At 63.2% G+C, this 12,053-nt stretch carries 14 protein-coding genes; 4 read left to right on the top strand and 10 right to left on the bottom strand.

Features of this window, described 5'->3' with window-relative positions; translation table 11 throughout:
• Positions 1–11: 11 nt before the first annotated feature.
• From EN955_RS00160 to EN955_RS00130, 7 genes are all read right to left on the bottom strand, one after another.
• A complete protein-coding gene (locus EN955_RS00160; RefSeq protein WP_032899145.1) occupies positions 12–479 on the bottom strand; it encodes a GtrA family protein in 468 nt (155 codons plus the stop codon).
• On the bottom strand, positions 457–1,158 hold the full coding sequence (locus tag EN955_RS00155) for a class I SAM-dependent methyltransferase (protein ID WP_024503149.1): 702 nt from the start codon (positions 1,156–1,158) through the stop codon (positions 457–459). The genes EN955_RS00160 and EN955_RS00155 overlap by 23 nt, the downstream gene beginning before the upstream one ends.
• Positions 1,151–2,140, bottom strand: coding sequence for a glycosyltransferase family 2 protein (locus EN955_RS00150; protein ID WP_196815397.1), 990 nt, complete (start codon positions 2,138–2,140; stop codon positions 1,151–1,153). The genes EN955_RS00155 and EN955_RS00150 overlap by 8 nt, the downstream gene beginning before the upstream one ends.
• An 80-nt stretch (positions 2,141–2,220) precedes the next feature.
• Entirely contained in the window at positions 2,221–3,720 is a 1,500-nt protein-coding gene (locus tag EN955_RS00145; RefSeq protein WP_024503147.1) for a HAMP domain-containing sensor histidine kinase, read from the bottom strand.
• Positions 3,717–4,391, bottom strand: coding sequence for a response regulator transcription factor (locus EN955_RS00140; protein WP_013533623.1), 675 nt, complete (start codon positions 4,389–4,391; stop codon positions 3,717–3,719). Before EN955_RS00140 ends, EN955_RS00145 begins: the two co-directional genes overlap by 4 nt.
• Before the next feature lie 40 nt (positions 4,392–4,431).
• On the bottom strand, positions 4,432–4,824 hold the full coding sequence (locus EN955_RS00135; protein ID WP_024503146.1) for a hypothetical protein: 393 nt from the start codon (positions 4,822–4,824) through the stop codon (positions 4,432–4,434).
• A 315-nt stretch (positions 4,825–5,139) separates the two neighbouring features.
• On the bottom strand, positions 5,140–5,757 hold the full coding sequence (locus tag EN955_RS00130) for an outer membrane protein (RefSeq protein ID WP_024503145.1): 618 nt from the start codon (positions 5,755–5,757) through the stop codon (positions 5,140–5,142).
• Positions 5,758–6,215: 458 nt separating this feature from the next.
• Here EN955_RS00130 and EN955_RS00125 point away from each other — a divergent pair, with 458 nt between their 5' ends.
• Entirely contained in the window at positions 6,216–6,479 is a 264-nt protein-coding gene (locus EN955_RS00125) for a DUF6460 domain-containing protein (protein ID WP_024503144.1), read from the top strand.
• 76 nt (positions 6,480–6,555) lie between these two features.
• Here EN955_RS00125 and EN955_RS00120 read toward each other — a convergent pair whose 3' ends face one another.
• Complete coding sequence (locus EN955_RS00120) at positions 6,556–7,461, bottom strand: histone deacetylase (protein WP_024503143.1); 906 nt, start codon at positions 7,459–7,461, stop codon at positions 6,556–6,558.
• Between the two features lie 171 nt (positions 7,462–7,632).
• Here EN955_RS00120 and EN955_RS00115 point away from each other — a divergent pair, with 171 nt between their 5' ends.
• Positions 7,633–8,967, top strand: a complete 1,335-nt coding sequence (locus tag EN955_RS00115; protein WP_032899172.1) for an MATE family efflux transporter — start codon at positions 7,633–7,635, stop codon at positions 8,965–8,967.
• Positions 8,968–9,235: 268 nt separating this feature from the next.
• Here the strand turns inward: EN955_RS00115 and EN955_RS00110 are convergent, their stop codons facing one another.
• Complete coding sequence (locus EN955_RS00110) at positions 9,236–10,312, bottom strand: quinone-dependent dihydroorotate dehydrogenase (protein ID WP_024503141.1); 1,077 nt, start codon at positions 10,310–10,312, stop codon at positions 9,236–9,238.
• Positions 10,309–10,659 carry a DUF952 domain-containing protein gene (locus EN955_RS00105; protein ID WP_024503140.1) on the bottom strand — a complete coding sequence of 117 codons (351 nt, stop codon included), beginning with the start codon at positions 10,657–10,659 and terminating at the stop codon, positions 10,309–10,311. The genes EN955_RS00110 and EN955_RS00105 overlap by 4 nt, the downstream gene beginning before the upstream one ends.
• 185 nt (positions 10,660–10,844) lie before the next feature.
• Here EN955_RS00105 and EN955_RS00100 point away from each other — a divergent pair, with 185 nt between their 5' ends.
• Both EN955_RS00100 and EN955_RS00095 read left to right on the top strand, forming a co-directional pair.
• Positions 10,845–11,273, top strand: coding sequence for a hypothetical protein (locus tag EN955_RS00100; protein WP_013533615.1), 429 nt, complete (start codon positions 10,845–10,847; stop codon positions 11,271–11,273).
• A 120-nt stretch (positions 11,274–11,393) separates the two neighbouring features.
• The gene (locus EN955_RS00095) at positions 11,394–12,053 is read left to right on the top strand and encodes a response regulator transcription factor (RefSeq protein ID WP_024503139.1); all 660 of its coding nucleotides are present in this window, start codon (positions 11,394–11,396) and stop codon (positions 12,051–12,053) included.

Below are 12,053 nucleotides of genomic sequence, written 5' to 3'. Positions count from 1 at the left end.
GACAATTGGGTTCAAGGTGTTGGATTGGCGGGCTGCCGCCGAGGCTTGTCGGCCACCCGAACTGTGCGGTCGGTGCTGTCGTCCCCACGCCCCACAAACACGAAGCGAGCCGAGCCAAGATAGAAAACAACCGAATAGACGCAGATGCCCGCGAGGTGGACCAGCGGGTTTTCGACGATGCCTGCTGAACGGGCGGCGATCACGACGGCCAGATTGATGCTGTAGGCGACCAGAAAGACACCCCCGTAGCGCAGCGCGGTCCCGGGCTGGAAGCCATCGGCTCTGCTGAAGGTCCATTGGCGGTTGAGGAAGAATCCGAGGACAAGGCCGGCGGCATAGCCCGTGGCGTTGGCAAGGATGTCGCCCAGACCAAGCGCAAGCCCGGCCAGGATGACCGCGTATCCCAGCGCCGTGTTCAACAGACCGACGGCGCCAAATCGCAGCATCCTCGGGAAGTCAAACGGCAGGCTTGACCACATGCGCAAAATATTGGGCTCCGACAGGTACCTTGGTGAGGAAGCGCTCGAACGGCCTCAGTCTCGCAAGCATCCGAGGAAAGAAGATCCGGTAGACGATCCTCGTATTGGCAAGGCCCGCCTCGGCCATGCGCCCGCGCATCTCGCGCGAATTTATCAAAACCGCGTTTTCGTCGAAGGCACAGTTTCTCACCGCGTGCGTGGTCAGCGGGTTCCAGGGATTGTGTTCGAAGACGAAGAAGCTGCCGCCATCGGCCAGGACCCTGCCGATCTCGGCGAACAGCCCGATCTGCAGATTCTCGGGGATATGGTGGAAGACGCAGGCCGCGAAGGCCAGGTCGAAGCTGCCGTCGGCAAAAGGAATTGTCTTGCCGTCGAAATGCGTGAAGGCGGCCTGATCGGGAAAGCGCTTGCTGGCGATGTCGAGCGATTCACGCGAAGGATCGAGCAAGGTGATCTCGGCGCCGGGAAACGCGCTCCGCATATGGCCGAGCGAATTGCCGACGCCGGCGCCGAAATCCAGTATCCGTCGCGGTTCGACACCAGCCCGCCGCAGCGTCGCGGCGACGTCGTCGATCTTGTACCTGGCGAAGAAATCCGGGTTTTCGCCGCTCAGCCTTATGCTTGCGGCATGCTGCTCCTGATATTCCCGCGCAAACTGGTCGAATTCCGCCTCAAGCACGTGCGGCCCTCTTTGCCATCTCCTGCAGGCGATGGACCGGCAATTCGCCGTCCTCCACCGCCTGGCTGCGCGAAACGATCTCGTTGACGAAGTAGAGCGGCCGCCGCTTTGTCTCCATGTACATGCGCCCGAGATACTCGCCGAAGATTCCGAGCACCATAAGCTGGACGCTGCCGAGGATCAGCACGATCGCGGCAAGGCTGGTCCAGCCGGGCAACACGTTTCCGACCGACCATTCGAGCAGCGTGTAGCCGAGCACGACCAGCCCCAGAAGCCCGAACATCATTCCGAGCAGCGAGGCGAACCGCAAGGGCACGATGGAGAAGCTGGTCATCGCGTCGACCGCCAGAAGAAGCATTTTCTTCAGCGGATAGTGGGTGGTGCCGGCAAAGCGGCGGTGCCGCTCATAGGGAAAGGCCACCTGTCTCAGCCCGATCCAGCTCACCATGCCGCGAATGAACCTGTAACGCTCTGGCATCGCGTTCAGATGGTCGAGCGCGCGACGGTTCATCAATCGGAAATCACCGGTATTCGGGGCTATATCGACGTCGACCATGCGGCGCAGCAAACGATAGAACATGGACGCGGAGGCGAGCTTGAACCAGCTTTCGCCATCGCGCGTCAGCCTCTGGCCGTAGACCACATCGAAGCCTTCGTTCATCTTCGTCATCATCGCGCCGAGCAGTTCAGGCGGATCCTGCAGGTCGGCATCGAGAATGAGAATGCGCTGGCCGCGACAGAATTCGAGCCCGGCGCTCAACGCGATCTGGTGGCCGTAATTGCGGGCGAGGTCGATGGCGACGACATGGTCGTCCTTTTCGGCCAGCTGCAGAATGGCCTCGCGCGTACCGTCGGTCGCGCCATCGATGACAAGGACGATCTCGTAGGAAGGGCCTTGTTCAAGGCATGCGGCCGTTACCCGCCGATGCAGTTCGGCCACGCCATCCAGCTCGTTGTAGCATGGGATGACCACCGACAGCATGACGCCGCGTCGCGCGGTGTTTTTCTCCGTCTCCACCAAAGCCTTGCTCCCGCTATTCGATTGGGAATAGCGGCAATTGGTTAGAAAACAGATAAGCCAGTGGGATCGGCCGCAACCGTCGGTCGGCCATCATTTCTGTCGCACGCGGCCACCGGCCGAACCGGCAACTCCATGCGGAGGCGGGCGCCTTGCCAGGAGCCCGCCACTATCCGGATCGAGCCGTCGTGCAGCAGTGCGATCTGCCGGGCAAGGTTCAATCCCAGGCCCGCGCCGCGCGATTGCGGCTGCAGGCGGTAGAAGGGCTCGAAAACATTCTCGTGCTCATCGGCAGGAATGCCTGGGCCTTCGTCGCGGATTTCGACGCCGCCGGTTTCATCGATCGCTATGGTGATCGTGCCGGAACCGCCGCCATGATCGATGGCGTTGCGCACGAGATTTGCCAGCGCCCGATCGATCTGCAGCACGTTGATCTCGACATGGACCTTGTTGGCTGGCGGCTCGAAGGCGAGATCGTAGCCTGCTTCGATGGCAAGCGGGGCGAAGTCGGCAGCAACCCGGCTGGCAAGATCGCAGAGGTCGATGATCTGGCGCTGGTCCGCCGGGCGGTCGAGCAGTTGATGGTCGAGCAGCTGCTGCGCAAGATGCGACAGGCGCTCGATGTCATGCAGCAGGCGCGCGCTTTGCGGTTCCTGTTTCAGCAATTCGGCGCGCGTGCGCAGGATGGCGATCGGCGTGCGCAGTTCGTGCGCGGCGTCGGTGAGGAAGCGGTTGTGCCGGTCATAGCCCTGGGCGAGGCGGGCCAGCGTCTGGTTGAAGGCATGCACCAGCGGCGCGATCTCCTGCGGCACATTCTTGACCGGCAGTTGCATCGCACGGGTGCCGATGTGGATGCGCGCGGCCTGCTGGACGGTGTCGACGAGGCCGGCAAACGACCGGCGCACGACGGCTGGCGTCGTCACCAGGGTCGTGGCTCCCATGACGAGGACGATCGGCAGCAGCAGGATGACGATGATGGCCGCGAGAGCGGGAAGCGCCTTCTCCCAGTTCCTGCTGCCGTCCGGGTTCTTGGCGACGTCGATGGTGGCCGAAATGGTGACTTCGAGGCCGTCGGTCTCTTCCCGCGACGATCGCGTCGCGGCAATGATCTGAACCGTGCCAGCCTTGGTCGAAACCCTTTCGAGATAGGCCTCCGGCCTCAAATCATCTTCGGAAAAACCGACGGTGGCGTGATCGACCTGGCCCAGCAGATCGCCAAAATTCCTGGTGTAGACGTCGGGTATGCTGCCGAAGCGGATGCTCTGACCGCTGTTGTCGCGGATGATGTACCAGACATTGGGGAAACCCTCACGAAACGAACGCAACCCATCGGTCTCATGGACGATCAATCTGCCGTTGCCGTCACGATCGACGGCATCCTTGAGGGCGGCGACGGCAGCCTCGTTGTCGACAAGAAGCCGTGGATCGGCGATCCACAGCGCGGCCGCGCACAGCACGATGAAGACAAGAAGCGTCGCCGCCTGCAGCAGGATCATCCGCCGCACCAGCACCCATTGCAGCGATCGCGTGCGCGGCTTCTTCACGAGGCGGCCCGCAAGAGATAACCGAGGTTGCGGATCGCCCTGATCTCGATGCCGGCAGCGACGTCGTCGAGCTTGCGACGCAGCCGCGAAATGTGCGCATCCAATGCATTGGAGCCGATCTCGTCGTCGAGAGCATAGACGGCTTCTTCCAGCGCCCCGCGCATGATCGTCCGCCCCGGCCTGCGGATGAGCGTTTCGAGCACCAGCCGCTCGCGCCGCGGCAGTTCCAGCGCCTGATCCTCGACAAGCGCCTCTCGATGGCGGAAGTCATAGGTGAGGCGGCCGACCATCACCTGATTGGCACGCGTGGTGAACGAACGCCGGTGCAAGGCATTGAGCCTGGCGACCAGTTCCACCGTGGCGAACGGTTTGACCATGTAGTCGTCGGCGCCGGCGTCGAGCCCCGCCACGCGATCGTCGAGCCCGCTGAGCGCCGTCAACGCGATCACCGGCACGTCCAGATGCAAGGCCCGCAGGCGCGGGATCAGGCTGAGGCCATCGCCATCCGGCAGCCGGCGGTCCAGCACCACCGCGTCATGGTGGCCGAGCCGCGCCACGGCTTCGGCATCCGCCAGTGTCGCGGCATGGTCGACGATGATGTCCTGGCGCTCGAGCGCGGTCTTCAGCACCGAGGCCATTTCCGGCTCGTCCTCGATCAGCAGGATGCGCATGCGCACTCTCCGTCACAGGCAGCCGGCACGCTGTGGCAATTCATTCGCATTCCAGCTTCGGTTGACGAAAATTGGTGATGAACCATCGGCCGCCCGAGGCGCGGGCATAGAACGTATAGAAGCATTCCTGGCGCTCGATATAGCCAGGCGTTTCGGTTTCTTCGTAGACGGTTCCGTGTTTTGTATGGCGAACTTCGCCGCTGGAGCTTCCGGAAACCGCATTGGTGGATATTTTCCGCCATTGATAGGCCCGCTCGCCCCGGCCGAGATCAACGACGGCGGTCGGCGGCCCGTAGTCCAGAATGACCGATTCGACCGGTTGCCCGATGTAGTTCTTCATGATGTCGGAGGCGCATCCCGTCAGCGCCAGCACGATGGCGACGAAGAACGCCTTGGAGATCCACACCAGATGGTTCGCGTTGCGTTTGGACATATCCGATTCCCGTCATCAAGGTCATCCGCGGCACCGAATGCATGTCGCCCAAAAGCGGTCCCGGTTTTGGGACAACGACATGCACAAAACAAAACCTGAAGCGGGCCGCATGATCCGTTTCGATGCGACGCGCTTTAGGACGTGAAGATTGCATCGGCATTACGCAGGACCTGGCACACAAATGCGGTCTGCCGACACGCGTCGATGACGGTGCGGATGGAGGCAAAGCAATCGCGCGGCCCCGTTGCATCCGGGCGCCGCGCAAGGTCGTTCGAGCAAAATACAAAACAGGTTCGACGGAACCCATGGCCTGCCCTAGAACCGGTAGTTGATGCCGGCCTTCAGTTCATGGCTGCCGATCGTCGCCTTGGATTTGCCCAGGGCGGACGTCGTTTCGACGCCTGGGGTGCGCACATAGTCATATTCGACCTTGGCCGAGAGGCCGCCGGCAAAACCCTGCTCGATGCCGCCGCCGACCAGATAGCCGAGTTTCCATCCGTCGATATCGTTCACCTTGTCGCCCTTGTCGAATTTGGTCATGGCGACGCCGCCGGTTCCAAACAGCAGCGTCTGGTCGAAGCTCAAGCCGGCCTTGGCCTTGGCGGCACCGCGCCATTTTTCCTTGATCTTGCCGCCCCGGACGTCGTGCTCGGCGCCGCCCAGATAGGAGCCCTCGATCTCGGCACCGAGAACCGCTGGACCCATCTGCTGGTTGTAGCCGGCCTGAACGCCGCCGCTGAGACCATTCCTGCCGGCAAACGGGTTCGGCATCCCGGTGAACGCCGTGCCGCCATGCACGCCGACATAGGCGCCGCTCCACTGGAACGCGGGGGGATCATTGTAGGCGGGCGAAAGGTCGGCGGCCATCGCCGGCCCCAGGAGGCACATGGCAAGGGCACTTGCCGTCAGGATGATCTTTGCTTGAGAGAACACTGCATTACTCCAACACACGCGCGCATCCGGCAATCGATGCGCAGGTTTCCCGAAGAACTCGACCGTTGAGGCGGTCGGGCTCCGATTTGGTGTCTTTCAGGGATGGTTGCGCGGTCCTGGGACTGGCTTTCGCCAGTTGTGGTAGGGGGTCAGATCGCCCGCGCGGCCAATCGCCTGAAAGACGCCGACCGTCTCGCAGGCGAAAATTGCACGCACATTGCGGGAAATCAAAAAATGAAGGTTTTTCGCTTTGTTTTCAATAAATTAAAGCGATGTTGTTTACGCAAATTTAACAGTCTGGCGCGGGTTTAGTCCGTTTGGCAGCACAAGCCTGCCATGCAATCGCGCGGTGCAGGCCGTTGGCATCCCCGCAAAACTCCCGGCTTGAAGCGGGCAAGCCAAGTGCGTATGTCTGGCCGACGCCCTCGAGCCTGGGTGCCTCAATCGGGAGACGAGCCTTGTCCGCACTGACGCGCTTTCTTGGCGACTCGCCGCTCAAGGTGATCCTGAAACTGCTGGTCGTGTCTTTCCTCGTCGGCCTGGTCATGAATGCCTTCGGCTGGTCGCCGATGGATGTGCTCTCCGGCATCCGGAAGTTCTTCATGGACCTGTGGAATCTCGGCTTCCACGCCATCGACCGCTTCCTCGGCTATATCCTGCTGGGCGCGGCTATCGTCGTGCCGGCCTTCATCCTGCTCAGGCTTGCCAACTACCGGAAGTAGAGCATGATCCCGAAAAGTGGGAACCGGTTTTCTCGGACAAACGGAAACCGTTTGTCCCGAGATCATGCTTGAAGAACTACCGGGCGTGGCCCGCGGCGACCTCGAACAGGATGGCGTGGCGCGCGGCAAGAGCGGGTACATCGGTGGAATAGCCACCGCCGATGACGCCGCAGACCGGAACGCCCCGCGCGCGAAAATGGCTGATGACCATGTCGTCACGGGCGCGCAGGCCGTCATCCGACAGAGACAGCCTGCCAAGCCGGTCATCTGCATGGACGTCGACGCCGGCATTGTAGAACACGATGTCCCAATGCGCCTGTGCGGACAGCTCCGGCAGGATGGCGGCGAGCCTCTCGAGATAGGCAGCGTCACCCGTGCCGTCGGGCAGCGCGACATCGAGGCCGGAGGCGATCTTGCGCACTGGGTAGTTGCGGTCGCCATGCATGGAAAAGGTGAACACGCGCGGGTCATCGGCGAGAATATCCGCCGTGCCGTCGCCCTGGTGCACGTCGAGATCGACGACCAGGATGTTTCGTGCCGCGCCTTCGGCGAGCAGCACCAATGCGGCGACGGCGACATCGTTGAAGGTGCAGAAGCCCGCGCCTTGCGCGCGCCGCGCATGGTGGCTGCCGCCGGCGGTGTTGCAGGCGATACCGTGGCGCAAGGCCAGCCGCGCCGCCAGCACCGTGCCGCCGGTGGCAAGCTGCGCGCGCAGCGAGACGCGGGGTCCGATCGGAAAACCGATCTCGCGTTCGATCTTTTCGGGCACGCGGCAGTTGATGACCTGGTCGACATAGTCCGCCGCATGGGCAAGCTCCAGCCATGAAGCCGGCGCCGGTTCGGCGGTGCTGAGCGCCTCGGGGCCGGCGAGGCCGCGTGTCCGCAGCGCCTCCATCAGCAAGGGATATTTGCTCATCGGAAAGCGATGGTTGACGGCGAAGCCGGCGTCGTAGTCGGGATGATGGACGATCTGCAGAGGCATGAACTCGTATCCGGCTGGCTCACGCCAGACCGGGATTTCGGTTGGCCGTCAAGGGATAGGTGATTGCGCGGTGGCCGGAAAATGGGGCACATCGACGGTTCCATCAAGCCGCAATCAGCAAGGCAGCAATCCTTGGACAAAGGTGCAACCCCAGCCGACGCCGGATCCCCGATCCTCTCGGGATCGCCGATTCACTCCGGATCATTTGTCGTCACCAACCGCTCCGTGCTCGCCATCGCGGTGCCGATGACGCTAGCCTATCTGACGACGCCGATGCTCGGCCTGGTCGACACGGCTGTCGTCGGCCAGTTCGGCGATGCCGCCTTGCTTGGCGGCCTGGCGGCCGGCGCATTGATCTTCGACGTCGTCTTCACCTCTTTCAATTTCCTGCGCTCGGGCACCACCGGCCTTGTCGCACAGGCATTTGGGCGTGGCGATGCCCTGGAGGAACAGGCGGTGTTCTGGCGCGCCGTGCTGATCGCGGTTATCGCCGGCATCGCGCTCGCTGCCCTTGCGCCGCTGGTCGCCATCGCCGGGCAAAAATTCATGGGCGCCGAACCGCGCGTCAGCGAGGCAATGGGCGTCTACATCAGGATCAGGCTGCTTGCAGCCCCCTTTTCGCTGATCAACTACGCCATCCTCGGCTACGTGCTGGGGCGCGGCGAGGGCGGGCTTGGACTGGTGCTGCAATTGGTGCTGAACGGCATCAACATCGCGCTGTGCTTCCTGCTTGGGCTGGAACTTGGCTGGGGCGTCGCCGGCGTTGCCTGGGCGACCGTCACCGGTGAGTTCCTGGCCATGCTGCTCGGCCTGGCCATCGTTATCCGCCGGTTTCGCGCGGTCCCGCCCTTGCCGCGCCATCGCCTGCTCGACATGACCGCCTTCCTGCGCATGCTGTCGCTCAACCGCGACATCATGATCCGTTCGTTCTCGCTGCTCGCCGCCTTTGCATTGTTCACCCGCCAGGGCGCGCAGTTCGGCACGGTGACGCTGGCCGCCAACGCCGTGCTGATGAATTTCTTCCTCGTCGCCGGCTATTTCCTCGATGGCTTTGCCACCGCCGCCGAACAGCTGGCGGGCCGTGCCGTCGGCGCACGTGCCGCCGCACCGTTCCGCCAGGCCGTGCGGCTGACGCTGTTCTGGGGTTTCGGGCTGGCGGGAGCCGCGACGCTGGTAATGCTGTCTGGTGGCGCCAATCTGGTCGCCCTCGTGACGACATCGGAGGACGTCCGTTCGGTGGCCGACATCTACCTGCCATGGGCGGCATTCACGGCGCTGAGCGGTGTGCTGGCGTTCCAGATGGATGGCGTCTTCATCGGTGCGACCTGGTCCCGCGACATGCGCAACATGATGCTGCTGTCGTTCCTGGTTTTCGCGGCCGCGCTGCTGACCCTTGCGCCGGCCTTCGGCAACAATGGACTGTGGGCGGCGCTGCACGTCTTCCTGCTGGTGCGAGGCTTCAGCCTGCTGACGATCCTGCGGCTCAGGGTGCGGACGGCGTTTTAGACGGTGCCGCCCGGAAGGCCCTGCGCCCTCCAGGACACCGAGCGGCTGCTTCGCGATAGGAATTTTTTCTTGACTCGGTGATCTCAGCTATGGTAGATTTTTGCCCATGGTGCTGATTTGCGCCAATGACCCGCCGCACTGGCGGGTTTTTTGTTTGATGCGCCGTCAGCCAACGCCCGGCGAAAGCTCCGAAGGAACCCGTCGACCCGAGTTCGTTGCACCATCTGCGAGCGGGCCGTCAGCCGCGACCTGCGCTCCTGAGAGCAGTTCAGAGTTGCCTGGACGCCCAGAAGTCGAGGCGGCTGTCGCGCAACTCGCAAATCGACTTCAGCCGTTCTTTTTCGACGAAACGGGCCATTCCGGAAAGAATACGGCCTGGCAGCGAAGGCCCGGCATAGATCATGCCGGTGTAGAGCTGCACCAGATCGGCACCCGCACGGATCTTGTCCAGCGCCGTATCGGCGGAATCGACGCCGCCGACGCCGACGATGGCAAGCTCCGGCCCGAGCAGTTTGCGCATCTTCGCCAGCACGATGGTCGAACGCTCGAACAGCGGCTTGCCGGAGAGCCCCCCGCTCTCGCGCGCGGTGTCGCCGCTGCGCAGTGGCGGCCGGGAGATGGTGGTGTTGGAGACGATGACGCCGTCCACCCGCTTTTCCGTGACTTCGGCGGCGATGTCCTCCAGCTCTGCCTCGACCAGATCCGGCGCGATCTTCAGGAACACCGGCGGCTGGGCGGTTGCCGCGGCGCGCGCGGCCATGACCCGCGACAAGAGCTCGCCAAGCTGCTCACGCGCCTGCATATTGCGCAGGCCCGGCGTGTTGGGCGAGGAGATGTTGACGGTCAGATAGCTGGCGTATTGCGCAAACCGGGCGACGCCGCGCTCATAGTCGCCGATGCGGTCGCTGCTGTCCTTGTTGGCGCCGATGTTGACGCCGACGATGCCGCCACGCCCCTTGCGCGCGGCAAGGCGCTTTTCGGCCGCCGCATGGCCTTCATTGTTGAAGCCCAATCGGTTGATCACCGCATCGTCGGCCGTCAGCCGGAAAATGCGCGGCTTCGGATTGCCGGCCTGCGCCAGCGGCGTGATCGTGCCGACCTCGGCAAAGCCGAAGCCCAGGCCAAGCAGCGCGTCGGGCACTTCGGCGTTCTTGTCATAGCCGGCCGCCATGCCGAGCGGATTGGGGAAATCGAGGCCGCAGATGCTGACCGTCAGCCTGTGGTCGCGGATCGCTGGTGCACCAACCGGAACGCCGCATCGCAAGGCCGCGATCGACAGGCCATGCGCGGTTTCCGGATCGAAGGCGAACAGCAGCTTCTGGCCGAGCCGGTCGAGCACGCTCATTGCCCCTCCAGTGCCGGGAACTGGTGCACACCATCGGAGCCAAGCGGCAGTGGCCGGACCCACAGCACAGCCTTGAGGCCGAGCGGACCATAAAGATGCGGAAACAGCGCACCACCGCGCGAGACCTCGTATCTCAGCGCAGCACCCAGGCTGGCGCCGTCGATGGCGACCAGCAGAAGGTCGGTCTGGCCGGCAAAGTGCTTTGCCGCCGTTTCCTTGACCTGCGCCGCCGTGGAGAAGTGGATGAAGCCGTCTGCGACATCAATCGGCGCGCCGGTGAAGCGGCCATGCGTTTCGGCCTCGCGCCAAAGCGCCTGCGGGGTTATCTTGTAGATAATCTGAGACATGGTTGCGCTATAGAGCAGTTCCAGGAAAAGTGTGAAACGGTTTTCCCGGGAAAAGCGCATAGCGCTTTCCCTTGGCAATTGCTTCAAAAGATTCCGACCAGCCATTCGGGAAAGGCCACGCCAAGGGTCTTCCCCATTTCCGGCGCAAACATGCGATATCTGAGGCCTTTGCCATGGAGGACAACATGCGTCTGCAGCACATCTTGATCCCCGCCGCGCTCGTTTCGCTGGTCGCGGCTTCAGCTTATTCGGAAGAAACCGACCGCTACCGGCTGGAAAAGTCGGCCACCGGCTATATCCGCATGGACACCCAGACCGGCGCCATGTCGATCTGCGACGAACGCTCCGGCCAGCTCGTCTGCAAGATGGCGGCCGACGAACGCGCCGCTTTCCAGGACGAGGTCGACCGCTTGCAGACCTCGATGAAGGCGATGGACGAGCGCGTCACCAAGCTCGAGAATTCGCTCTCCGCCCGCCTCGAATCGAAACTGCCGAGCGAAGAGGATTTCAACAAGACGATGGGCTACATGGAGCGCTTCCTGCGCGGCTTCATGGGCATCGTCAGGGATATGGACAAGGACAACGGCGCCCAGCCCAATTCGCAGAAGACCTGAGCGTTTCAACCACGAGAGGCGGCGCACTGGCTTTGCCGCTTGAAAACAGCGCGCAGCCGCTCATAATCGTCCAGTTGAACCCGAAAAGCCAAAAATCATCGGGGATTCGGGGAGGGACATTTGCCGGCAGGCTATTCTTTCGTCATCGCCGACGATCACCCGCTGTTTCGCGGTGCGCTGCGCGAAGCGCTCGCCGGCATCGGCAATGTCGCCGCCATCCATGAAGCCGGCGATTTCGAGAGCGCCAAGGCGCTGGTCGTTGCCAACGAGGACGTCGACCTGGTGCTGCTCGACCTGTCGATGCCGGGCGCCAGCGGCCTCTCCGGCCTGATCTCGCTGCGTGGCATCCATCCGGCGGTGCCGCTGGTCGTGGTGTCAGCGCATGACGATCCGGCGACCATCAGGCGGGCGCTCGACCTCGGCGCTTCCGGCTTCATCTCCAAATCGGCCAGCATGGAAGAAATCCGCAGCGCCGTGCAATCGGTGCTTGCCGGCGATATTGCAGCACCCGTCGGCGTCGATCTCGGCATCGAGCGCGACCCTGAAATATCCGACCTGATCAAGCGGCTGCAGGCGTTGACGCCGCAGCAGACCCGGGTGCTCGGCATGCTGGCCGAGGGCCTGCTCAACAAGCAGATCGCCTATGAACTCGGCGTCTCCGAGGCCACCATCAAGGCGCATGTCTCCGCCATCCTGCAGAAGCTCGGCGTCGACAGCCGCACCCAGGCGGTGATCCTGCTGTCCAAGATCGGCAGCGACCCGCTGCAGCCGGCGGGTTAG

Source organism: Mesorhizobium sp. M7A.F.Ca.CA.001.04.2.1 (assembly GCF_003998485.1).
Lineage (GTDB): Bacteria > Pseudomonadota > Alphaproteobacteria > Rhizobiales > Rhizobiaceae > Mesorhizobium > Mesorhizobium ciceri.
The sequence above is the reverse complement of the archived record's forward strand: the minus strand, read 5'-3'. Positions and strand labels throughout refer to the sequence as shown.